The organism is Listeria sp. SHR_NRA_18, from assembly GCF_003856515.1.
In the GTDB taxonomy this organism is placed as follows: domain Bacteria; phylum Bacillota; class Bacilli; order Lactobacillales; family Listeriaceae; genus Listeria_A; species Listeria_A newyorkensis.
Map to the genome: position 1 here is coordinate 141,604 of NZ_QPKR01000007.1, position 25,226 is coordinate 166,829.

The following is a 25,226-nucleotide window of genomic DNA, read 5'->3' on the forward strand; positions in this document are numbered from 1 at the left end:
GTTCATTATGACTAATTAAGATGCCAAAATTGTTAATAGTGATTATATAGATTTAACGCGCCCAATCATAAATCGTTGAGCTCACGGGAAATCTAGTGTATGCTGTCTTTGAAGAATAACAAAGGAGATGACCCAATTGCAAACAATTATTTTTGCTGAAAAAAATGGCTTGGCGCTAAAAGGGGATTTCTATCCAAGTCCGCGTCCTGATGCCGCTAAAACGATTATTTATTTTCACGGTGGCGGTCTCATTTGGGGACTTCGCAACGATTTGCCGGAAACGTACCGCAATCTTTTTCTCGAAGCTGGGTATCATTTTTTCGCGGTCGATTATCGATTGGCGCCAGAAACCAAGCTTCCTGTGATTTATGAGGATGTGCAAGACGCGATTTCCTGGTTTGAAGCCAACGCCCGCGCAGAGTTCGGTGTTGCCAACGCGTTCATCTTGTTCGGGCGTTCCGCCGGCGCTTATCTCGCACTCCAAGCCGCAGCCGACGCCACGCTTCCAACCGCCGACGCCGTGCTATCTTTCTACGGCTACGCTTCGATTGACGGTTCCTGGTATCAAAATCCGAGTCCACATTACGCGAAGCTCCCAACGATTCCAGCCGATTTAAAAACCGCTTTAACTGGCAAAACGGAGCTCACAGAAGGTTACATCGAAAAGCGTTACGCCTTGTACATATACTGTCGCCAAAAGGGGCAGTGGCTCGATGAAGTTTTTGGACCGCATCAAGACGCCGATATCGACGCCTTTTCACTCGAAGACATGCGCGATTTCAGCTTTTTGCCGCCCGTATTCATCGCGCATAGTACGACTGACAAAGACGTGCCCTACATCGAAGCTGAAAAAATAGCTCAGACTACCTTCCAAAATGAACTTTTCACCGTGCAAAATTTGGAGCACGATTTCGATTCCAACATCGACGACGGTTTACCAGCCTACAAACAAGCCTTACGTTTTTTAGAAGAATACAAATAAAAAAGCTAGTAGGAAAATCACAACGAACGTGAGCTTCCTACTAGCTTTTATTTGATTAATAATACCGGACATTCCGCGTGCTGGACGACTTTCTTCGCGACACTGCCAATCGTCATTTTCTGAACGAGCGACAAATCGTGATGCCCCATAACCAGCATATCCAATCCCGCTTCCCCCGCGTATTTCGTCACTTCTTTTGCTGGAAAACCGCTCAAGATAGCCGTTTTATACATCAGTCCTGCCTCGCTGAACATCGCGCCTTTTTCCGCCAGCATCTTCTGTGCGTCTTCCTCTAAATTCTCCGAAATGTCTACGCCAACTTCCACGTCCTCCGCAATCGCTTTGTCATTCACGACATGAATCAGCGTGATTTCCGGCGCCTCTGCAAATTCTTGGCACAACGCCACGGTTTTTGTCACGATTTTTTTAGATAGTTGATCGTCTGCAATTAATACCGCTAATTTCATTCTAATCCCTCCATTAATCAAGTGCACTCAATGCTTTTCGACCTGCTAGCAAAATAATAATCCCGATGAGTACGGCAAATCCTGCCACATAAAACGTCACGTGCGGATTGAACCAAACCGCCAAACTCCCTGCGAGCCATGGCGCAATCGCACCGCCCGTAAACCGGATAAAGCTGTAGGCCGAAGACGCCGTCGCACGCTCCACTGGCGAAACGACCATCACCGCCGACGTAATCAGCGTGTTGTTAATCCCTTGGAAAAAGCCAGCGATCACGATGCAGACGGAAATGACCGTGCTATCATTCGCGCCAATTCCCATCACGACTAAAACAACCGCAAAAAGTCCCAGTGCGCCCATCATCACCAATTTTGTCCCCCACATTTCTTCCAATCGCGGCGCCACGAAAACCGAGGAAATCGCGAGCATTAGGCCCCAACCGAAGAATACTAATCCCACTTGAATCGCGCTATATCCAACCATCAAAAATGGCGAATAAGCAAGTAACGTAAAGAATCCGAAATTATAAAATAACGCCGTTAAGCCGGTGACCAGCAAGCCCTTGTGACGCAAAGCTCGGAGTGAATCCCAGAATTTCGATTTCACTTTTGGCTTTGGTATCGGATCGAGCAACATGATAATCGCCACAAATCCGATTGCCATTAAAGCTGCAACCCCGAAAAATGGTGCGCGCCACGTGATGCTCCCAAGCAAACCACCAACCAGCGGACCGACCGACATACCGAGCCCCATCGCTGCTTCATACATGATAATCGCTTTTTCCGTCGCGCCTGAACTAACCGCAATAATCGTTGCCAGCGCCGTCGAAATAAAGAGCGCATTTCCAAGTCCCCAACCAGCGCGGAGCCCAACTAATTGCCCAACAGATTGCGATAATCCGCCCAGCCCTGCGAAAATAATAATAATGACGAGCCCGATAAGCAATGTCTTTTTAGCCCCGATTCGGCTCGATATAAATCCAGTAAACAGCATCACAATGCCCGTTACCAACATATAACTCGTAAATAATAATGATGTTTGTGCCGGCGTCGCATGCAACTGCTCCGAAATTGATTTTAAGATAGGATCGACAAGTCCGATTCCCATAAAGGCGACCACACATGAAAAAGCTACTGCCAACGCCGATTTAGGCTGGTGCAGCAAACTTTTCAAAACGCCATCCTCTTTTTTTATTGCTACTTTTCCTTCTACCACGTTTACCACTCCTGTTTGTTTATTAACCTGTTTTAAAGTATACTCCTCATTCGACTATAATGTCAATATTGACATGTTTATTTTTATATTAAATTTTAGAATCGGATGTGGTATACTGAACACATAAACGTTGCGTTGGAGGGGTTCGAATTGAATACATTGAGTTACGTCCTGCTATGCATGCTCGCGCGCAAATCGTGCACAGGCTACGAATTAAAGCAATATATGGAATTATTTTGGCAAGCACATCACAGCCAAATCTACACCGTTCTCGGCAAAATGGAAACAGAAGGCTACGTCCAATTCGAGGCTGATCCTGATACGACGAAGAAAATCTACTCGCTAACAAAAAAAGGCGTTCAAGCCGTCAGCGAATGGGTGCTAGAAGAAACCGCCGAGCCGATTAGCCGCGATGAATTCCTCGCAAAAATTTACGTCATCGCGCTAATGGACAAAAACACCGTTGCCCAACTTTTCAACGACCGCCGCAGACACTACAAAAAAAGAGCCACGATTAATAAACCGAAGCTCGAGGAACTGGAAGCACTGCAAAATGACCCAACACGAAAAGAAGAATGGCGCAATTCATTCGGCCGGTATTTGATTGTGAAGCGCCGCGATGATGTTTGTGCGCAGGAACTCGCATGGTGTGACTGGGCCGAAGATTTGTATCATAGTTCGTTTGATAAGATATGAAAAAAGTCATTGAGTCTGGTGCATAACCCATATAAATCGGCGACAAGCGCTCGATTTGTGTCAAGCAAAATTTTCCGTCTTACCCCCAAAAAGGGTGAGGCGATTTTTCTTTATATTGAGTTTTGCCCGAACCTCAATCGCTTTCTTCTGTTAACCATCTTAACCAAGATGGCATTGGCACACCCAACTCATTAAAAATAATCCCGCCTGCTGCTTGAAATAACTCCAAGCCAATCACAAATAAAACGGCAGCAACTAGATACCGAATCCACTTACGCCAACGTTCCCAATGAAAAACATAATCCGCCAATCCAGCCAATGTAATGGCACAAACAAGATAAAAAATTAATTTCAAAATAACCATCCTATACTACTCTCCCCTATGTAATCGCTGTATCGGAAACCGCTCAAGCCATCTCTCATCGTACAATGTCCGATAAAAATCCTTTCGCATAGGATGTCTCCGATCAATAAATTCTTCTTTTTTCGAATAACTGTAACACGCAACCCCAATCAAAATCAACGCTACCAAAATCAGGCCCGCCGCAATCATTTTCCTCATGCTATGAAACTCCCTCATCTTTTTTACACTTAGCGTATCATAAAAATGACCCGAAAAACCAAATTCGTCCTAAACGTACGGATTTTGATCCTGAACGCTATATTTCTACAATCAAAAAACCCTTTTTTCAAGGGTTTTTGATTGTTTTTATTTTGCGTTCAAATTAGAATGCCGTTTTCCATAAACGAAGTACACAGCCAATCCAACCACGAACCAGATCGCAAATGAAATCCATGTAATCGCGGAAAGATTTAAGATCAAGTACACACATAATAGGAATGATAACGCTGGTACAACTGGATATAACGGTGTTTTGAAACCAGTTGTCGGTAGGTCTTTATTTTTACGTAAGAAGAAAATTCCGAGTGAAACCATCGAGAACGCGAACAATGTTCCAATATTGATTAGTTCGGCCAGTTGCGCTAATGGTACCACACCAGACACAAGCCCCATTGCAATCGCAAAAATAAGTGTATTACGAACTGGTGTATTGCGTTTTCCTAACTTAGAGAAGCTTTCTGGCAACAGTCCGTCACGCCCCATCGCGAACAACAAACGTGTTCCGCCATATGACATAACGAGGATAACAGTTGTCATCCCAACAATTGCGCCAAGTGACAAGAGACCTGCGAACCAATTTTGCCCGATTGCTTGAAGTGCAAAAGCTACAGGCGCGCTAATGCCTTCTAGATCAGCGTAAGGAACGATCCCTGTCAACACGCCGGATAGCAAAATGTACAATAACGTACAAATCGCGAGGGAAGCAATAATCCCGATTGGCATGTTGCGTTGCGGATTCTTCACTTCCTCCGATGCCGTCGAAACCGCATCAAAACCGATATAAGCGAAGAATACCATCGATGCTCCCGTGATCACACCGCTAAATCCAAACGGCAAGAACGGTGTCCAATTGTCTGGTTTTACATAGAAAACACCAACGACAATAAATAGGACAACAACGGCAACCTTGATGAGTACCATGATATTGTTGACGCGCGTGGATTCCTTAATGCCAAGACTCAGTAAAATACCTATCACAATAATGATGATAAATGCTAATAAATCGAAATAAGTCCCGTTATCTGGATTGTAAGAACCTGATATCGCTGTTGGCACATGAAGGCTAAACCCGGCCAGCAAGCTTTTCACATAAGCCGCCCAACCACTTGCAACAGCAGCAACAGCAAGTCCGTACTCTAGTAGTAGCGACCATCCTAGTATCCATGCGATCCCTTCGCCGAACACATGGTAACTATATGTATACGCACTACCCGCAATCGGCAATTTAGAAGCAAACTCCGAATAACAAAGTGCCGCCAAACAACAAGCTAATCCTGCAATAATAAATGAAATAATGATTCCTGGCCCTGCTGTAACTGACGCAATTTGTCCCGGTAAAATAAAAATACCTGCCCCAACTACTGCCCCAACGCCTAGCATCGTTAAATCAAATGCACCGAGCGTCTTGTTTAAGTGGTGTTCGCCACTCGTTTCTAAATGAAATTTCTTTTTTCTGAAAAATGAATTATTGTTTTCCATCAAACTCCTCCGTTCCTATACACGATTTTAGCATAATTTTCGGACTACTTCAACCTTAGTCGGAATAAAATTACCCAACTAATTCCTCCAACGCACGATTGAACGCCTCACGAGCGGCAACCGTTTCTTCCAATTCCCGATATTCCTGCAAAATTGCCACGATAGAATCAAATACCGCCGGATTATTCCACGCGATTCCCGTCAAATAAAGCGCCGCACGAATCCTGACAATATAGTCCTCATTTTTCAAGCTATCAAAAATCTGTTCCAACACTTGGGTCCCCGAAAGCGCTAAAGCATAGAGTATCCCGATTCGCGCGACATCCTCTTGTTCCACCTGCAATAATCCCTGCAAAATAGGAATCATTTTCTCATCCTCCTGATAACCAATCACTTCCGCGGCATAGCAACGGACTAGCGGGTCTTCATCGCTTTCTAACACATCCAGCATTTGCGGAATAATCGTCGCGTCACCCCAACGTCCCAAATACTCCAAACAATTAATCCGCCGCAACGTATCCCCCTTTTTCAGACCAGCACACGCAATGTCAAACGCCCGCGGATCATCTAAATGCCACAAATACTCATACGCGCTATCCTTAACATCTGGATTTTCATGCGTCACACCTTGAAGCAAAATATTCGCGACAGCTGGACGATCGATAAAATCCACCAAAATTTCAAGCGTTTCATCCAATTTCGCATGCGCAGGTTCCAACATTCCAGTAAGCAGATTCCATTCCCGCAACGCACGTTTCCATTTCTCCTCCGTATTTTCCTTCACGCCTAAATATTCAATCGCCTCACAATAAAACGAAATCGAATGATCCTCATAATCATCCACATAAAACTGAATATCCTCAATAGGATCCGGCTGAATTTGAATATCCTCAACGTGCCAATCACCAAACATATCCATTTTCATACTGCTTACACCAATAAAACGTATCTCCACATCATAAGCCTTGCGCTCCTTCGTCCAATACAAAAACTGCGTCGTCAAACACGGCTTTTGCTCATAATATGGCGGAAGCTCCAGAACCTCATACATAAATTTCTTCATCGTTTTCAAACGCCAAAGCTCAAAATCCTCAATCTCGTTGTTCATTTCATCCCAGCCATACCAGTGTTTCATCGTCATCCTCCTAAATCAACTTAGCAATAAAAGCATTCGTCCCGAAATAAATCCCCGCAAAAACAGTCATCAACGCAAAACCCCAGCCATCCGTCGTAAAATAAACGATTGCCAACAACGTAAACGCAACAAACTGCACAATAACCGCAAACTTCATTTTAAACAGTTTCGTCGGTTCTACTTTTTCTTCACGCAAATACGCTTTCGTTTTCTTCAAAAAAATCAGATCGTCTATTTTCGCAGGCCGTCCAGTCACACAAAAGTAACCTACCATACTCCCATAATATCCAAAAATCAATGTAAAAAAAGCAATGATCGCTAATAAAATAATATCCATATTCCCTGTTCTCCTATTCTCTCTATTAATAATTATTTATTCAAAACAAATCGCGACTTGTCCATCCAGAACCAGCACCACACATTTGCCTCCTTCGTTCAATTCAAAAACCGGATAATAATACGATGTCAACAACTTACTCCAAAACCCCTGATTCTGTTTCTTCTCATAACGCACATTCGGCACGCTACCATAAAATAAATAGGTCTCATCTGTTAACGCCTCATTATGGCACTTCGATAACACCACTTTCCGCTTCGCCTCTGGAATCGCATCAGAAACAAGCCAACCGTTCTGCTTTTGAAACGGAATCTTCTCCTTTTTGAAAAAATCATCCAAGTCTTCTGTCGTAATGACCTGCACCAATTCGTCGTCATAAATGGCATCAATCTCATCACGCGCTCGCGACACCTTCATAATCGACGCGTCAGACAATAACTGCCCAGTCACGTGATTAAACCCCGATGCTGGTGGCAACTTCAAATCCGCAAGTAGTTCATCCGGAATTTCTAGCGCCGTAGCTTCCTCAATTGTTTCAATTAAAGGCGCGCTCTCCCCCGCCATCCGTTTTTTCAGAACCTCAATAAAGTCCTTAGCGTTAGCATCATCCTGCGCACAAACAAGCGCCACACGCAGATCATCCATCAAAAATAAAGAAACCGCGTCATCTTGCAGGTGATATTCATGATGCCACTCCGTCTTCTTTTTCCGCTGAACCTTATCCAATTTAGGCTGGCACTCCTTCATCAGAAACACCGACATGTGCTCCACACCTTTATTCAAATAAAAGCCTTCTATCAAAAAGCTCGCATCACGCAAACTCGGAAACGGCACAAAAATTTGATGTTCAATATAATGGTATGGCGTCCCACGTTCTTTTAGCGCAGCCTCCAAATGTTTATCGGAATCCATAATAATCGTCGCCACATCATTCCCACAAATCGCCAATAAATCTTCTGGCCCATCTTCGCTATACTCCCAATCAAACGTAACCTCATATACCGATTTCGCATTCGGAATCACGTCAAACTCGAATTCATCTGCTAATTTCTCAATTCCCTCTATTTTCCCCATATGCCTCTCCTTTAAAAATATTCTAACCTCCATCATACCCATTTTTCCAAATATCTTCAATAGTAAAAAAGTTTTCCTCCGCGCAAGTAGGGTAGACAACACTATACGCTCAATTACTATGAAGGAGGACGAACACATGTCAAAAATCAAAGCAAGTACAGCTCTCGTGAACACGCTAAAAAACTGGGATATCAATCATGTCTACGGGATTCCGGGTGACTCGATCGATACGATTGTCGATGCGCTCCGTGCCGAGCAGGAAGCCATTCAGTTCATCCACGTTCGCCATGAAGAAGTCGCCACACTCGCCGCTTCCTCTTACAGCAAACTTACCGGAAAAATCGGAGTGGCCCTGTCAATCGGTGGCCCTGGCGCAATTCACATGCTAAACGGTATGTACGATGCCAAAATGGATAACGTGCCGATGCTCGTTCTAGCCGGCCAAGTCCCAACCAGCGTCGCCAACACGAAATATTTCCAAGAAGTCGACCTGCCAACTTTATTCGCGGATGTCGCCGTTTTCAACAAACAAATCGAAAGCGCGGAAACCTTGCCAGACATCGTGGACGAAGCCATTCGCACCGCTTACGAGAAAAAAGGAGTCGCCGTTTTAACGATTCCAAACAACATTCCACTGACAGAAATCAAAAATACCGTCAAGCCAAAACGGGAAGTTTACGAGCAAATCAAACCGGAAATCGCGACAGAAACCATCGCTCGGGCAGCAGAGCTTATCAACTCCGCGAAAAATCCGATCATCCTAGCAGGCGTTGGCACCAAACACGCCAAAGAAACGCTCGTCCAATTTTCCGAGCACACAAAAACGCCCGTCATCATCTCCCTGCCAGCCAAAGGAGTCATGCCAGACACGCATCCGAATTTCCTCGGTAACCTTGGCAAAATCGGCACAAAACCAGCTTATGAAGCGATGCAGGAAGCGGATTTACTGCTCATGATTGGCAATGATTATCCGTATACAGACTATTTGCCGCAACATGACGTCACATGCATTCAAATCGATATCGATCCATCCAAAATTGGCCATCGTTTTCCAGCAACGGTCAGCATTGTCGGCGACGCCAAAGAAGCACTTACCGCTCTAGTCGAAACGACAGATTACATAGCGAAGCGCGAATTTCTCGAAGCCTCTCAGGAAAACATGGCCAACTGGTGGAAATGGCTCCGCGAAGATCAAGCGAAAACCGGCACTCCAATCGCACCAGAAGCCGTGATGGCTCAGATTCAAAAAATCGCTGAAAAAGACGCGATCTTCTCTATCGATGTCGGCACGTCAACAGTTTGGAGTACGCGTTATTTACAACTCGATCACCAGAACGATTTTCTCATCTCCGCTTGGCTTGGAACGATGGGTTGCGCACTACCAGGAGCTATCGCCGCAAAATATGCCTTCCCCAATCGCCAAGTCATCGCGCTTGCAGGAGACGGTGGTTTTTCGATGGTGATGCAAGATTTTGTCACAGCCGTGCATTACAAACTTCCAATGATTATCGTCGTGCTGAACAACAAGGAGCTTTCCTTTATCAAATACGAGCAACAATCCGCCGGCGAGCTGAATTATGCGATTGACCTGCCCGACATCAACTACGCCGATTTTGCCGAAAGTTGCGGTGGACTTGGGTTCCGAGTAGAAAAATTCGAAGACCTCGAAATCGCCTTCGAAGCCGCCCGTACCGCCAAACGTCCAATAATTATCGACGTGGTAGTAGATAGCAACGCCGCACCACTTCCCGGAAAAATCGTGATGGACGAAGCACTCGGCTACACAAAATTCGAAATCCGCTCCGTCCTAGAAGATCACCGTTTCAGCAAGATGCCACCACTAAAAACCATCATTCGTCGGTTCTTCTAGAAAGAGGCATAATCTTCGTCTACCCATATTAATTGGGTAGGCGATTTTGTCATGTTTAGAGGTCTGTCCCAATATCCTAATTTCATTCTAAAAACGGCCAACCATTTTCCTCAATATACGCCACCAACTCCGCACCAACGACCGTCACTGTATTCCGCCACGGATGGCCGAGCCACGCCAAACTCATGTCCATATTTAGAAAGAAATAATAGTCACCGTCCGGCAAATACGGAACGTACCACTCGCCAAATTCCCCACGCGGATATTCAGTATTCACAAGAAAACGATAATAGTCATGATACCAATCCAGCGCATACATCTCCTCCCCGAAAAACCGTAAAAACAGCTCTTTCGTCCATTTTTCCCCGTCAAAATACGCTTGTTCCAAATCATCATTTTCCGTATATGTACGCTTAACCACAATCTTATATTCCTTAAAAACCACATTCGAATCCCGCGGTTCAATCGCTTTCGCAAAAATCGAACACGACGGCTGAAAATTATATCGCGCATGAAACTTCTCATTCACCGCGCGCCAATGCTCTATTTCATACCATTCCATCATCCGAACACGCTAGTCACAATCACACTTGCTGCAATCAAAATCACAGCGCTGGCAAAAAGACTCCCAAAAATATAATGTTTCGCCTTCCAATTAGATACCGAAACAAATAAGAAACAAACACCGAGCACGATTTGAATCCAAACCGGAAATGCCAGCCCAGCCTTCGTTTGCACCATATAATAAATAATATTAACCAAAATCACCGCGTAAATCAGACCCACGACGCCAACTATAATTTTTCCAGCACTCATTTTTAACTCTCCCAACATAAAAAGCCTTTTACCTCACAGTATACATGAGATAAAAGACTTTTCCAAGGCTATTGAAAACTATGCCCTATGCGTTCCTACCAAACCTCAGCGTGGCGACAGATGCTTAGTTTCTAGGCAAAAGCGAGTACCAGCGTGGAACATACTAGGGTACGTGAGCACTGGAACGGAGCTTTTAACGACGAAAATGAGCGTTTGTCGCCACGCTGGGCTTTTCCACTCTTATTTTGTTAGTGGTCCCCAATTATTTGTCGTAAAGGCACGTATAGTCAGTTTTGCGTTTGCGTCAAGTGTTGTTCCTGCTTCGTATTTCGTTGCTGTACTTGAAACAACGCCATTTGCGCCCATTGGATCGCTGCCGTCTGTTGTATAGTAAACATCGGTTCCAGCATTAGGGTTTTCTAATACTACACCCGCATCGTTTGCCACGATTTTCACGGATTGCAACGTATGCGCCATGCCGTATTTCGCCCACATTTCGAGCGAATATTTCACACGATCTGCGGTTTGGTTCTGCACTTTAACTTGAACATTCAACCAGTCTTTATACATCGTGTTTCTCGCGCCCATGTATGCTGCATCGAGTTTGTAGGCCGCGTCGATTTCTTTCTGGTTATCCGCGATAAGCTGCTTCACATTCGCCACGGACAACGGAGCTCCTGCTGCACCCACGAACTCACCACTCGCTGGACCAATTTGTGCTAAAACTTGATCTTTAACGAGCGTTTTGAATTCCAAATTTCCGGCCGTTGCTGTTTGGCTATCTCCAGAGAAATTCCCGAATAAATCACCAGCACCGCGTCTTGACGTCACATCGAGCCACTTGAAGCGATACGTTCCACCGCCACCAGCTAGCGCCGAATAACTCGTTCCAGTACCACCATTATTGTAAAAAGCACCGTCCGTGTCATTAATATTGAACTTCATTTTCACGCCATTTCCATTCAAAATATCATTCGAAACAACCGCATCCACTTCACGCTCTGTATCCACGAACATGAATAGAATCTGCATTTTAATCATATCTTCCACATCGACATAATGCTTAAATTCTTGGAAATTTTTCGCTGCGGCAACGGCTTTTACTTTCGTCAAAATGTTCGTGTCACCATCGCCAGCTTCGACAATTCCCGGTACAAAATAGCCATCTTGGAAACGAATTTTAGTATAATCATCATCGCTGCCACCGAAATATTCTTCAAACATATTTTGACCAAAATCTTCACGCATCGTTTTCACGCCCATGTATTTTCCGTTGTAGAAATAATGCACGTATCTTGCGTGTAGTGAAATCTTGTTCATTTGTTGCGCCAACGTGTTCGTTACTTTTTCGTCGTAACGATTGTAGCCAAGATTGTAGATATCATTTTGCGGGCCGTCTTGGCCTTCTTTTAATTCTAACTTGCTGAATTTGCCTACGACTGGGAAGGCTTCGCCCGGCGTTGCGTCAAAGAAGTTGTATTTTGCTTTTTTCGCGTTATAGTCACGGTGGAACTTCACTGCTACTCCCGAATTGTATTGCCCAGAACTGACTTGTCCGAATTTTTTCCCGCCTGCATAGCTGACGTAGTTGGTTCCACCTTTATTCATATGCGTGTCTAAATACTCGAAAGTTCCTGGTACGTAAGTCGTCGCGTTCAGATTCGCCGTGTTACCTGTCTCGGAAACAATCGGGAAATCATCTATTGCTTCGGCATATTCATCGCTCGTTATCGTGTTTTTAAACTGCCATTGATACCCAGATGTCACTTCATTTTTGTAGTTGTCGCGCAGAACGTAGGTGCTTGAAATCACGCCTGTATTGCCATCCGCGTCATAGGCGTACACTTTAACAACGGCTGTTTTGCTAATCGTGATTGGTCCTGTGTAGACCGTTCCTTTTGTCGCGCTCGGATCCGTGATGCCATCCAGCGTATATTTGATGGTTGCTCCCGCTTTAGAAGACAGACTCAATTCAAAACCGGTATCGTAAACGCCGCGTTCCTTGCTGAATTGCACGGCATAATTTTCTTGCCCATCGTTGTTCGTTTTCGCGAATGTTTCAGAGCTGAATACAGTCAAATTCTTACTGGCATCCGGCTTGCGTCCGAATGTTTGATTGTACGCTTGCTTCGTATACTTAATCGAATCCACCGTTTTCATTGTGGCGCCAACTTTTGCGGATAAAATAACATCCCCACTCCCACCGATTTCAAAATTCAGGTGGTTATTTCCAAGCTCGGTCGCCTTATCAGAATACAGAATCCGGTAGCCTTTTGCAGGGATAAGGAAGTTGGAAAACTCGAATTTGTCGAGTGTCTTCGCTTTGTCGGTCAAGTACATTCCTTTATCCAAAATAACCGGTACATCGTTGTCGTTGTAAAGCTCGATCCATGCTGCTTTGGAGCTCGCGGTACCCTCTGATGATAGCTCGTTGATGTAGACGTTTTGAATTTTGTCAGGTGTCGTGAGTGCGCCGTCGATGCCTGGACCTTTGCCGTTGTTTTTATATTTCACAATCAGTTTCGCCGCTTGGGGATAGCCGTTTTGGTACACACTTCCGATATAATTATCGCCGTCGATACGGAATGCCATCGCTTGGCCATTTTTCCAGCCTGCTAAACGATTTTCGTCGATGATATTTTTCAAGTTAGCCGTACGAACGATTTGATTGCTCGCCGTGAAAGCTGGCTGACTATATTTCACTGCCAAATTGGTGTAGTTACGCGCGGTGATGTTGCCTGCTACCGCTTTGTATGTTTCAGGATTGCCAAGTTCGGCGCGGATTTCCATGTTGGAACTCACTTTTGCGGCGTTGGTGTTGTAGGTCGTGAACTCCATGTAAGCATCTTCAATCTCGGCAGTTTCTGGGATCGCGACGTTGGTAAATCGCAGAGCTGCGGTGTTTTTGTACGCCGGAATCAGATTGGTGGAGTAGTAGCCGCCAATTTCTAGAACAGAGCCTAAATCGATGGCTTTTGCCGTGCCGTATTCTTCTGCGTCATCGGAAGCCGCCGCGACTTTTCCAGTAAAATCACCATATCCCGAGTAATATTCGACGACCAATTTTGGCGCCATTGCAGCGTTTGATTCGTACGCACGAGCAAGATAAGAGCCCGTTTTATCCCCGTCGATTTTGAAAACGAGATTCGTCACGTCCGGATTTCCTGCACGCATTTCGTCGATTACTGGTGCTAAATCTTCGGTGTTTACGAGTTCATTCACCGCTACTTTGGCAGGAGTCGTTGTTTTCACTGTGCTATTTGTTAGTTGGCGATTCGTGAAGGTTATGACTGCAGAACTGAACGCGCTACCGTTTCCAACTTCTCCTGAAATCGTCAAATTCGTTGGCGTGCTAGATGCATCGCGTGTGGTGAATGTGATATATGCTTTGCTAATCACGGCATCCGCTGGAAATGCCACATCGGTAAAACGCACAAAAGTGGCTTGCGGTACCGCGCCAACGAGACCGTGCAAATCTAGACCCGTGCTTGTTAAATTGACGGCTGTCGCGCTAACCTCGGCGTCATCCGTGCCAGTTTTGACGCTAAATTCTTTTTTAGCTAGCGGTATGTTTTCCGCATCCTCTCGAATCGAGTAGACATAAGTTTGGACGCCGCTATTTTGTTTCGCATTGTACGCGTAAGCTTTAACGGTCATCGTTTTGTCAATCGTAATTGGGCCTGTGTATAAAATACCATTCGTTTCGCTTGGCGTCGTGCCATCGAGTGTATATTTAATCGTGTTGACGCTATCGGATTTCATCGTTAAATCAAAGCCAGTTTTATACATCCCTGGTTTTTGGTTTAGCGCAATCGCCACAATTGGTTTCGCGTCGTTATTCGTGCTTTCATACGTTCCTGGTTTATAAGAAACAATATTAGATTCCCCGTCATTGAAGCGTCCCATTGTTTCGCCAAACGCCATCTTTTTCACGTCGAACGTATCTATTTTGTGGAAGCTATCGTCATATTTTGTTGCTAAATAAAGCGTGGTTTCGTGATCGCCTAATGTGAAGTTTGCCGTCCCGTCCGCTTTCACAATTCGGTAACCTTTTGCAGGGATATAGAGGTTTTTCAACTCTGATTTCCCTAAAGCACTCGCTTCATCGGATATAAAAACATCTTTTTCAAAAAAGACTGGCACATCATTGTTGTTAAAAACCTCAATCCAGCCATCTTTCTGAGCGTCCGTGCCCATGCTTGCTACTTCGTTGATAAAAATATTTTTGAGCTGTGCTGGGTCTTTTTCGACATTTTCCCCAACCGCGTCATTTTCACTATACGTGTATTTGATGACTAATTTCGGTTGGTATGCTACGGCTGAACCACCTTGATAAACGCTACCAATAAAGTTATCACCGTCGACTTTAAACGCGAGAGCATTGCCATTTTGCCAGCCCATTAAGCGCGTTTCGTCGATGATGCTTTTGAGGTTTGGCGTTCGGATGGATTGGCCAGTTGTCGTGAAGGAAGCTTGTTCATATTTCACAGTCGAACTCGTGTAGTTACGGCTGCTTATGTTTCCTGCTACGCTCGTGTAAGCCGTGGGATTGCCGAGTTCTGACACAATGGACATATTGGAAACACGATTTGCAGTGGTGCCGTAAGTCGTGAATTCTAGATAAGCGTCGTCAATTTTTGCATTTTCCGGCAACGCTACATTCGCAAAACGGAAAGCGGAGGTATCTTTGTAGGCCGGTGTTAACGTGGCTGAATAATACCCGCCTATTTCCATCGCCGAGTTCAGATCCATCGTTTTATTTATGCCGTATTCTTCTGCGTCATCCAATGTGCTCGCGATATTGGCTTTGTATTCGCCAGATGCAGACGTATATTCAAGCACGAGTTTTGGCGCCATCGCTGCGTTTGACTCGTAAGAACGCATCACAAATGATCCTAATCCGCTCCCAGTTACTTTGAACACGTAGTCTTTGATGTCTGCTGTATTCGCGCGCATTTCGTTCACAATCGAAGACACGTCATTCGTATTGAAAACTGTGTTGACCGCTACGACCGGTGTCGTCATTTTCATTGCTGTTTCTGTAAATTGGCGGCTTGTAAAAGAGGCTACGGTGCTTGTAAATGCAGCCTGCGCGCCAAGTTCCCCTGTGATGCTAATAGTCGTCGCGTTCGCTGCCGCCGATGCATCGCGTGTGGTGAATGAAATATACGCCTTTGAAATTTTCGCATCACTCGGTAAAACGACATCGGCAAATCGTAAGTAAGTGACTTGTGTTGCTCCCGCTAAACCGTGTAAATCCAGCCCTGTGCTCGTTAGATTGACTGCTGTACTCGTAACTTCTGCGTCATCTGTTCCCTTTTGTATTGGATATTCTGTTTTATGGCTAAACGTTTTTTCAATTGCTTGTTCTGTTTTTGTAGCTACTTCCGTTTCCGCCGATGTTGCGATGTTCCCAATCGAACTCGGCACCATCAAAGCAACGATCATCGCCGCCGATAAAATTTTCAAACCAAACTTTTCTCTCTTTTTCATGGTTAAATTCACAACTATTTATACATAAGTTTTCATGCAAAATAGTCATATCCTCCTTTTTGATTGTGATATAGTATACATTTATCCGCACTAGTGTTGCATACTTATTTTGCGTAAAGGTTTTCTCTCTCTCACCTATTTAGTCTTTAAAAAAAGACGATTGGCGCTGAATACGCCTACTCCCATGTGATTTCCTCCTACCTTTCTAGTCTTTATTTTCAGTAGGTTCTTATTGGTGTATTTTATTCTGTCCCTATACATACCTTATCGTTATCTGAGTTGATGTGTCATTTAATTGTCTGGTAATTTGGGGATTTTAATGGGGCGTGTTCACAGTTTGGACAATGTTTTTTATGATGGTGATGGCGGTTTTAATATACATTTTTATGTATTTTTATTCAATCGGTTATATGGTGGTTTGGTCGAGGGGTTAGAGTAGGTGATCATGTTTTAGGGATTTAGGGCATGGATTAACTTCTCACTTCGTTCGTCCTTATATTGGTACTGTAAGTCACTTTGTTCCTACAGTACCAACAAAAAACGACCAGCCTAGGGGAGGGCTGGTCGAAAAAGGAGTTTTCAAGGTTACCAGTTAGAAAAAGGGGGGAAACTGACTGCTACCTTGTTTACATTCTCTATATTACAGAGGTTCGATGAAATTCTCTTGTGTTCTTTATGAGAATTCCATTGGATTTTATTTTGTCGGCTTGTCTTCTTCTAAATAGTCGCTTTCTGGTTGTTCGCCATAAAGTCCGGATACGCGTTTAAACCAAGTGAACATGTGTGTCACAATGACTTTAAGCACCGCGTAGCCTGGTACTGCGAAAATGACGCCTAGTATACCAAATAGTTTTCCGGAAACCAAAATCACGAATAGTATCGTAATCGGATGTACTTTTAGCGTTTTACCCATGACTTGTGGCGAAATGAATTTACCTTCTAATAATTGCACGACGACCCAAACGATAATCAGTTTTAAAAGTAGCCATGGCGATGTCACGATGGCTATAATAATCGCTGGTGTAATCGCAATAACGGGTCCTAAGTATGGCACAATGCTCGTACATGCCGCGATGATTGCTAGTGTCAGTGCGTACGGCAAACCGATAATGATGTAACCGATGAATAGCAAAATACCGATGCACAAACTAACGATAATCTGTCCGCGAATGTATGAACTGATTTGGCCGTTCGATTCGTGTAGTACTTGGCGTGTATGTGCGCGTGAGTTGACTGGCAACATTTTCAATAGGTAGTCTGGTAGTTTATTGCCGTCTTTTAATAGATAGAACAGGACTAGAGGCGTTGTTACGATGGCGAGTACGACTTCGGTCACGGTTCCAACGACGTTTCCAATGCTGTCGACCGCGCTACTTACAACACTTCCGCCTTTTTCAGAAATTGTTTTGGTGATTTCGCTCAGATTGTCTTGCACCTTGTCTTTTACTTGATCGAAAAGTGGTGACTCTGAGAATTCATTGAACTTCGCGACGACTTTATCCCAATAAGACGGGAAAGTTTTCACCAAGCTCACGATTTGATCTTTCACGGCTGGCACGATAAAACTGAAAATCAACACGATAACACCGGTGATAATCACGTACAGCAAAGCGATCGACCAACCGCGTTTCCAGCCTTTTTTCTCCAGCCAATCAATCATTGGATTAAATAGATAGTAAGCAATTCCGGCCAAAATAATCGGCGCCGCAATCGTAGCTATAATGACCATAATCGGGTCAAAAATAAATGATATCTTCGTTAAAACATAGATGTCCAGCGCCACTAACAAGAAAATTAGCAGACCGAGTACAAATTTGTTTTCTGTAATAAACTGTTTGAATTTCGAAATGGACTCTTTCATTCTCCCAACCTTCTTTCCCTTTATTTTCGTCTCGTTTGTAAACTAGTATACAAGTAATCCCTAGAGATATCACGTATTTACGTTTATCCTAATACAAGTCCTTCTGGATCGAGCTCCAATAAAGCGTGCGCAAAATAGAAATGATAGCGATCTTGGAAGTTGGTAAATAGCTCTGCGCCTTCTTTTTGGTACATCACGAGTGGATCTTGTTGCCCGTAAGCGCGCAAATGAATTCCTTCTCGGAGTTGCACCATTTGATCCAAGTGCATCACCCACATTTGATCCAGCAAGTTCAGATAAACCTCTTTTTCGATTTGATTGATTGTCCCGGTTGGGAATTTCGTTCGTTGTTTCCGATGCCAGAAAATGAGCGCTTCTACGGCTTCTTCTTGCGACATCAACGTGACCTGGTCAAACGAATATGGAAATTTCGTTCCGCCGAGTAATTCGCCCATTTTTGCGTAGCGCGCGTCTAAATCTGGTTCGCGTTCCGAGAAAACATCTTCCGCCACTTCCCGCAAAATTCGCTCGGAGAAAGCGCCCAATTTATCGATGCCAAGCAGGCGGTCGCGCTCTTCGTATACCTTTTTGCGTTGGATATCGATGACCTCATCATACGCGAGCAAGTCCTTCCGAATGTCATAGTTCGAGCCCTCTAAACGTTTCTGCGCCTCAATCACCAACTGATGCACTTTTCGCGAATGCACCGGTTTATCATCAAAATTATATTTCCGCTTCATCCGGCGAATATAGCTTTCCCAACGCTTGTTATCGAAGTGATCGACCAATTCATCGTCCAGTGACAAAATAAACTTACTAAAACCAGGGTCACCACGGCGGCCAGAACGTCCCATTAACTGCAAATCGATACGGCGACTCTCATGACGCTCCGTCCCGATCACCGCAAGACCACCCAATGTGTAGACGCCTTTATCCAGCTTAATATCCGTTCCGCGTCCCGCCATATTCGTCGCAAGCGTCACCATGCCTCGTTTTCCAGCGCGCGCAATGATCTCCGCCTCTTGTTCATGATTTTTCGCGTTCAGCACTTGATGCGGAATTCCCGCTTTCAAAAGCAACTCGCTGACCCACTCATTGCTCTTAATCGAAGACGTCCCAATCAAAATCGGTTGCCCCCGTTCATAAAGCCACGAAACCTCACGAACAATCGCTTCCCCTTTTTGCTCCCGCGTATAGAAAACTTCATCCGCATTATCTACCCGGTTCACCCGCAAATGCGTCGGAATCACCACGACATCCATATTATAAATATGCCGAAATTCCTCTTCCTCCGTTTTCGCCGTCCCCGTCATGCCCGAAAGCTTCTTGTACATCCGGAAATAATTCTGCACCGTAATCGTCGCCAGCGTCCGCGATTCCTCACGAACCTCCACGCCTTCTTTTGCCTCAATCGCTTGGTGCAAACCATCATTAAAACGCCGTCCCGGCAAAGCCCGTCCCGTATGCGGATCGATAATCAAGACTTCCCCGTCCAACACGACATAATCCTTGTCCTTATGCATCAAAAAATGCGCCCGTAAAAGTAGCGTCGTAATCCGGTGGAGCGGCTGATGTTCCTCCGCATATAACGAATCAATGCCCCAGAAACGCTGTGCCTTCTCGATTCCCGCGTCATGCAACCACACGAAACGCTTCTTCTCCTCGACCTCGTAATCATCCGTCAACATCGTCCGAACGAGCGTATCCGCCACACCGTACAGCGTCAAATCCTCTTCCTTGCGATCCGAAATCAAAAGCGGCGTCCGAGCCTCATCAATCAAAATCGAATCCGCCTCATCTATCAGCACGAAATCAAGGCTCGTCTGCACTTTGTCCTCCGTCTGACGCACCATATTGTCCCGCAAATAATCAAATCCAAACTCCGCCGCCGTTCCATAAATAACGTCCGCCTTATAAATCGCCTGTTTCTGCTCCTTATCAAGCCCCGAAACATTCAAGCCCACAGACAAGCCAAGGTACTCCAACACGCGCCCAATTTCCTCACGGTCACGCTTCGCCAAATATTCATTCGCCGTCACAAGATGCACCTTATTCCCCCGCAAAATTTCTATGTACATGACAAACAAAGAAACGAGCGTCTTCCCTTCCCCCGTCTTCATCTCCGCAATTTTCCCATCACCGAGCACGAAAGCACCAATCAACTGCACCATCACCGCCTCCAGGCCAACCACACGCCGCGCAGCCTCCCTTACAAGTGCAAAAATATAAATCCGATCCCGCTCCGTAATCTCACGTTCCTGAAACTTTTGCAACCAGTGTTGTGTCTGCTCCTGTAACGCCGACTGATCCATCAATCTATATAAATCTTCCCGCTTCACTACCTCGCGAGCCAAATCCCGATATGCTTTTACTATTTTTCGATCATCATATGTTTGTGCCATTTTTTATGCCTCCTAATCCTCTCCTATTATAACCTAGAAACCATTGCAAAACCAAGGAAATCACGGAACAATTTTCACATTACGTCACGGTTAGTGAAAACAACTCGAATTCAATTGTTACAGTTTGATTAAATTTTTCTGTTGCTGATTACCAATAGGTTTCGTGTTGCGCAAGTCTAATAAAGCTATTGTATATTAATTCACCTCCCTACTTCCCAAGTTCATGCGTTCTATGCACGGATGAAACACGCGTTCTGATTTTGCTTCTTTACAACTATGTTACAGAAACAACCGCGTGTTCATGAAATAGCTCCAAATCCTGATTTCTCCATTTGTAATTTAATTTAATTCCCCGTAGAATGGGTATTACATGAGTATGTATAAAAAGAAAAACCTAGAACAAAAAGTAAGAGAGGAGTTTTAAAAATATGAAAAAGGCGGCAATCGCAACGGCAACTGCAGGAATCGCAGTAACAGCCTTCGCAGCACCAACTATCGCATCAGCAAGCACGGTAATCGTACAAGCAGGCGACACACTATGGGGAATCGCTCAAAAAGCAGGTACAGACGTTGATTCTATTAAAAAAGCCAATAAACTAACTTCAGATACAATTTATCCTGGTCAAAAATTAGAGGTAAACAAAGTTACCGAGGAAACGAAGAAAGCGGTCAACGCAACGTGGCTAAACGTTCGTCAAGGACCAAGCGCTGACAACAACATTATCACTTCCATTAAAGGTGGCACACAAGTCACTGTCGAAACAACCGAAGCAAACGGCTGGAATAAAGTCGTATACGAAGACGGTAAATCAGGTTATGTCAATGGCAAATATCTATCTGATATCACGGCTGTAGCGCCCGTTGTAGAAGCAGAAGAAGCACCAAGCACACCTGCAAAAGAAGAAGTAAACGAACAAAAAACCGAAACACCAGTCGCGCCAAAAGCTGAGGCAGAAGCAACACAACCTGCTGCAGAACAAGAAGTAACAGCGAACGCGACAACACATAAAGTAAAAAGCGGCGACACACTTTGGGCATTATCAACCAAATACGGCGTATCCGTTCAAGACTTGATCGCATGGAATAACCTATCTTCCTCTTCGATCTACGTTGGTCAAACACTTGCAGTCAATCAAAGCGAAGCACAAGCTCCCGCTGCACCTGAAAAAGAAGAAGTAACCGCTCCCGTTGTGAAAGACGAAGCACCGGAAACCGTTACAGAAACTGCACCACCAGCGAAAGAAGAAGTGAAAGAAGAGGCTAAAGAAGAAACACCTGCTCCAGTTGCACCACCGAAATTGGAACAAAACGAAGCTCCAGTCGTTCAAGTAGATACAAACGCATCTACATACACCGTTCAATCTGGCGACTCGCTTTCTAAAATTGCAACACTTTTTGGCACAAGCGTAGCAAACTTAAAAGCAATCAACAGCCTAACTGATGATAATATCGTTGTCGGCGACGTTTTGAAAGTGAAAGGTTCCGCACCAGTGAAAGAAACGGTGAACAAACCCGACACAGAAAAACCAGTCGTAACACCAGAAGTATCGAAACCAGATACAAACACGACAACCAATGTCAACAAACCAAGCACGCCGAATAAACCAGCTGTCAACACTTCGAATACATCTAACTACACTGTCCAAAGCGGCGACTCGTACTTCACAATCGCGCAAAAATTTGGCACAACGGTAGCTAACTTGAAAGCACTCAACAACGCATCAAGTGACAACCTACAAGTTGGCGATGTATTAAAAGTAAAAGGAACAGCTTCCAACGTTAACAAACCATCAACATCAAACAATAATAACAGCAATTCGAATTCCAACGCCAACACTGGCAACTCCAATAACAATTCCAACAGCAATTCATCGTCTGGCACTGCAAGTTTCAGCGCATTAATGAACGAAGCGCAGAAACACCTTGGAAAACCTTATTCATGGGGCGGAAATGGACCATCATCCTTCGATTGCTCTGGTTATACGAAATACGTCTTTGCAAAACAAGGCATTTCGATTCCACGTACATCTGGATCCCAATACGCAGCTTCCACAAAGGTCAGCGCGAGCCAAGCACAACCCGGCGACCTAGTATTCTTTGATTATGGTAGCGGCATTGCACACGTTGGTATCTACATCGGCGGCGGTCAAATGATCAACGCACAAAACGATGGCGTGAAAATTGACAACGTAACATCTGGCTACTGGGCTAAGTATCTTGTAGGATACGGCAAAGTTGCTAATTTCTAAACAATAAAAAGAAGCGGAATGATTGTCCAAACTCGGATAATCCTTTCCGCTTCTTTATTTTGTACTAGTTCGCTATTCTAAAATCCACTCTAATGATCTCCTTGAAAAACTGATCCACGCCGACGAGTTCATATTTACTCCCATCCTTTTGAACAATGGTATCTAGCCCTTTTAATACGTAGGTTTTGGCTAACACGTCCACATCCGCTTGTTTCACGATGGCACCATTTTTCGATAAACGCACACGCGCAACCGGACCATCGAATACCCCGCTATTTTCTCTTGCCCCTAGCGTATAAAGATTCGGCGTCAAGCTCACCTGTAGCGCATTCACTTTTAAATCGATTCGGACTACCTCTTTGTAACTCGCATCCAAACCGACCACTTCATAGTTGCTTCCATCCTTCGCCACGATATTCTCCAAACCTTTCAGCGCGTACTTATTCGCCGTGATATCCGCATTCTTCATGATATTCCCGTCTTTATACAGCCGCACAAAACAGATATTATCCTGGAAATCCCCCGTTAATTCCCGATCACCAACCGTATATTCCGGCACCATTAAAATCGACCGTCTCTCCAGCGGGATACGAATAACCTCTTGATAATTTTTATCCACACCGATAATTTCATAACTGCTACCGTCATCCTGAATGAGACTCTTCATATCTTTGAACCGATAATCCGCCCCGATCGTGTCCGCTTGCTTCAACACCTGCTTATTTTTCAAAAGTCGAACCTTCGTGATAGCGCCTCCAAAACGACCTTGATAATCACTGGTGCCGATGATATACGCTGGAACATCTAGGTTTGGCAGGACCATCAGTGGAATCCGCAGCACTTCTTTGTACGCCTTGTCCACGCCGAGCAGTTCGTACGATGCCCCGTCTTCTTTCACCAACCCATCCACGCCTCGGAATGTGTAGCTTTTGACCGCCTCATCCATTTCCGCTTGCTTGATAACCACGCCATTTTTCACTAATCGAACCTTCCAAACTGGTTCCCGATACTGCCCCGTATACAAATTCGTGTTGGTATACAGCGGTTTATCCTGCAAAAAATACGTGCCGTCCAGCGACCCAATATTCCCGCGAACCTTTTTTGCCACATCGCCATTCCACGTATTCAAAACCATTCCGAGCTCTGCCAGCTTTACCTTTTCCCCGTTGTATTCGTTGTCACTCACCGAAACAAGATGATCCAGCCGCGTCGACATCTCGATTTTATTTCCGATCAGAAGCAGTTTTTCCGTCGTCGAACTGACTGTGAAAAACGCGAAATAGCCGTTATCGACCAGCTTCCCGTCCACCGCGAATTGATTGTTTGTAAACGCTATCCCCGCCGTGTCCCCCTCAAAAATACGAACTGGGTAGCGAATATTGCCCTCCGCACGAAACGTGTTTTGCTCCAGCATAATATTGTCCGGCTTCGTCACAATCGGCGCGCCGTCCTTCTCCTTTTCGCGACTATTAATATACACCAACGTGAAAATATCGCGCCCCTTCAAATCGACCTCGTTTCCCTTTGCAAGCAGGTCCTTCACACCACACAACCGAATTCCCGTGAAAAAAATGACGTGCTCTTTATAAATATTTTCCCCATAATCCGCGAGAATCTTCGTATTATTCGGATTGTAACTATTCACCCTGCCAGCCGTCAAAACGTTATTTTTGATTATCAAATTCTCGTTTTTCGGACCGTAGCTATCAATTCCCGCGTCATTCATCACGTCGACCGGAATTCCCGCCTCATATTTCGTCTTGAAATGCTCGTAACCATACCGCTGCATCCAATTCATAATCCGATTATTCTCAATCAAAATCGGCTCGTTTTTCCCGCCATTAAAGCGGTACATCTGAATCCCCGAACGCCCGAGATCCGTCAGCTCATTATCATAAATCCGCACATTCTTGCAAAATTCCAATCCAATCCCGTTCTGCAAACCCGAATTTCGAATCACGTTCCCGCTAATCGTCGCATTCGCAACCCGTCCAAGATAAAGCGCGGAACTCCCCTTCTTCTTCGCGTCGATGATACAATTCTCGATTGTAAGCGTATCAATGACCTGATAATCCTCATAGCTCGCCTCATCATACGCCGTCCCAAAACTCACAAGACTTGACGCCTTCTGATCCACCGCCGCATCCGCATACGTGATTTTCAAATTCTCCAGACGAATCCCGCTCGCCCGCATCTCATTTGCAGGAAAACGATTCGTAATTCCCACCACCACTTTCGTAAAAATGAAAGCCGTATCGTGATTCCCCGCCCCAATAATCGTAACATTTGACGGAATCGCCAGCGTTTGACTAAAGTAAAAATCTCCTTTTGGCACATAAATCGTTGTAGGTTCGGAACTATCCAATTTACGCATCAGATCATTCCAGTTATAAGCATTTTGTTCAGCAAGTTCCTTATTGTTAGCGGTTACATATTTATTTAAATCCAATTCGTTCGTTTCTGCCTGAATCCCCTGATGACCAACAGCACAAAAAACAACAACAATTAACATAAACAGTAACTTCTTCAC

18 protein-coding genes are annotated in these 25,226 nt (G+C 44.8%); 4 read left to right on the top strand and 14 right to left on the bottom strand.

Translation table 11 applies throughout. The features are described from left to right. The first annotated feature begins 136 nt into the window (after positions 1 to 136). Positions 137 to 982 (top strand): alpha/beta hydrolase, encoded by an 846-nt coding sequence (locus DUK53_RS11750; protein ID WP_052165038.1) that lies wholly within the window; start codon positions 137 to 139, stop codon positions 980 to 982. A 47-nt stretch (positions 983 to 1,029) separates the two neighbouring features. On the opposite strand, the gene DUK53_RS11755 is transcribed toward DUK53_RS11750, so the two are convergent. After that, the gene (locus DUK53_RS11755; RefSeq protein WP_052165039.1) at positions 1,030 to 1,449 is read right to left on the bottom strand and encodes a universal stress protein; all 420 of its coding nucleotides are present in this window, start codon (positions 1,447 to 1,449) and stop codon (positions 1,030 to 1,032) included. Between the two features lie 13 nt (positions 1,450 to 1,462). Next, positions 1,463 to 2,662: an MFS transporter gene (locus DUK53_RS11760; RefSeq protein WP_052165040.1), complete on the bottom strand. Its 1,200-nt coding sequence runs from the start codon at positions 2,660 to 2,662 to the stop codon at positions 1,463 to 1,465. A 150-nt stretch (positions 2,663 to 2,812) separates the two neighbouring features. Here DUK53_RS11760 and DUK53_RS11765 point away from each other — a divergent pair, with 150 nt between their 5' ends. After that, positions 2,813 to 3,358, top strand: a complete 546-nt coding sequence (locus tag DUK53_RS11765; protein WP_036090894.1) for a PadR family transcriptional regulator — start codon at positions 2,813 to 2,815, stop codon at positions 3,356 to 3,358. A gap of 133 nt (positions 3,359 to 3,491) precedes the next feature. Here DUK53_RS11765 and DUK53_RS11770 read toward each other — a convergent pair whose 3' ends face one another. The 6 genes from DUK53_RS11770 to DUK53_RS11795 all read right to left on the bottom strand — a co-directional run bounded on the left by DUK53_RS11770 (position 3,492) and on the right by DUK53_RS11795 (position 8,005). Further along, positions 3,492 to 3,713 carry a hypothetical protein gene (locus DUK53_RS11770; RefSeq protein ID WP_124892752.1) on the bottom strand — a complete coding sequence of 74 codons (222 nt, stop codon included), beginning with the start codon at positions 3,711 to 3,713 and terminating at the stop codon, positions 3,492 to 3,494. A gap of 15 nt (positions 3,714 to 3,728) precedes the next feature. Beyond that, complete coding sequence (locus DUK53_RS11775) at positions 3,729 to 3,920, bottom strand: hypothetical protein (protein ID WP_036090890.1); 192 nt, start codon at positions 3,918 to 3,920, stop codon at positions 3,729 to 3,731. Between the two features lie 147 nt (positions 3,921 to 4,067). After that, the gene (gene bcaP, locus DUK53_RS11780) at positions 4,068 to 5,459 is read right to left on the bottom strand and encodes a branched-chain amino acid transporter BcaP (protein WP_036090887.1); all 1,392 of its coding nucleotides are present in this window, start codon (positions 5,457 to 5,459) and stop codon (positions 4,068 to 4,070) included. 70 nt (positions 5,460 to 5,529) lie between these two features. Continuing rightward, positions 5,530 to 6,594 (bottom strand): HEAT repeat domain-containing protein, encoded by a 1,065-nt coding sequence (locus DUK53_RS11785; protein ID WP_036133088.1) that lies wholly within the window; start codon positions 6,592 to 6,594, stop codon positions 5,530 to 5,532. 10 nt (positions 6,595 to 6,604) lie between these two features. Then, positions 6,605 to 6,931 (bottom strand): hypothetical protein, encoded by a 327-nt coding sequence (locus DUK53_RS11790; RefSeq protein ID WP_036090881.1) that lies wholly within the window; start codon positions 6,929 to 6,931, stop codon positions 6,605 to 6,607. A 36-nt stretch (positions 6,932 to 6,967) separates the two neighbouring features. Beyond that, a complete protein-coding gene (locus DUK53_RS11795; protein ID WP_036133090.1) occupies positions 6,968 to 8,005 on the bottom strand; it encodes a hypothetical protein in 1,038 nt (345 codons plus the stop codon). 136 nt (positions 8,006 to 8,141) lie between these two features. Here DUK53_RS11795 and DUK53_RS11800 point away from each other — a divergent pair, with 136 nt between their 5' ends. Next, on the top strand, positions 8,142 to 9,875 hold the full coding sequence (locus tag DUK53_RS11800; protein ID WP_036133092.1) for a pyruvate oxidase: 1,734 nt from the start codon (positions 8,142 to 8,144) through the stop codon (positions 9,873 to 9,875). 82 nt (positions 9,876 to 9,957) lie between these two features. On the opposite strand, the gene DUK53_RS11805 is transcribed toward DUK53_RS11800, so the two are convergent. The 5 genes from DUK53_RS11805 to secA2 form a co-directional block, all read right to left on the bottom strand. Continuing rightward, entirely contained in the window at positions 9,958 to 10,440 is a 483-nt protein-coding gene (locus DUK53_RS11805) for a DUF2716 domain-containing protein (RefSeq protein ID WP_052165041.1), read from the bottom strand. Beyond that, entirely contained in the window at positions 10,437 to 10,691 is a 255-nt protein-coding gene (locus DUK53_RS11810) for a hypothetical protein (RefSeq protein WP_036090869.1), read from the bottom strand. Before DUK53_RS11810 ends, DUK53_RS11805 begins: the two co-directional genes overlap by 4 nt. 240 nt (positions 10,692 to 10,931) lie before the next feature. Continuing rightward, on the bottom strand, positions 10,932 to 16,184 hold the full coding sequence (locus DUK53_RS11815) for an FN3 associated domain-containing protein (RefSeq protein ID WP_036133094.1): 5,253 nt from the start codon (positions 16,182 to 16,184) through the stop codon (positions 10,932 to 10,934). A gap of 694 nt (positions 16,185 to 16,878) precedes the next feature. Then, positions 16,879 to 18,045 carry an AI-2E family transporter gene (locus tag DUK53_RS11820; protein ID WP_036133096.1) on the bottom strand — a complete coding sequence of 389 codons (1,167 nt, stop codon included), beginning with the start codon at positions 18,043 to 18,045 and terminating at the stop codon, positions 16,879 to 16,881. An 83-nt stretch (positions 18,046 to 18,128) separates the two neighbouring features. Beyond that, the gene (gene secA2 / locus DUK53_RS11825) at positions 18,129 to 20,447 is read right to left on the bottom strand and encodes an accessory Sec system translocase SecA2 (protein WP_036133098.1); all 2,319 of its coding nucleotides are present in this window, start codon (positions 20,445 to 20,447) and stop codon (positions 18,129 to 18,131) included. A gap of 428 nt (positions 20,448 to 20,875) precedes the next feature. On the opposite strand from secA2, the gene DUK53_RS11830 reads away from it, so the two are divergent. Further along, positions 20,876 to 22,696: a LysM peptidoglycan-binding domain-containing protein gene (locus DUK53_RS11830; RefSeq protein WP_036133100.1), complete on the top strand. Its 1,821-nt coding sequence runs from the start codon at positions 20,876 to 20,878 to the stop codon at positions 22,694 to 22,696. Between the two features lie 64 nt (positions 22,697 to 22,760). Here the strand turns inward: DUK53_RS11830 and DUK53_RS11835 are convergent, their stop codons facing one another. Then, positions 22,761 to 25,226, bottom strand: a complete 2,466-nt coding sequence (locus tag DUK53_RS11835) for a right-handed parallel beta-helix repeat-containing protein (RefSeq protein WP_036133102.1) — start codon at positions 25,224 to 25,226, stop codon at positions 22,761 to 22,763.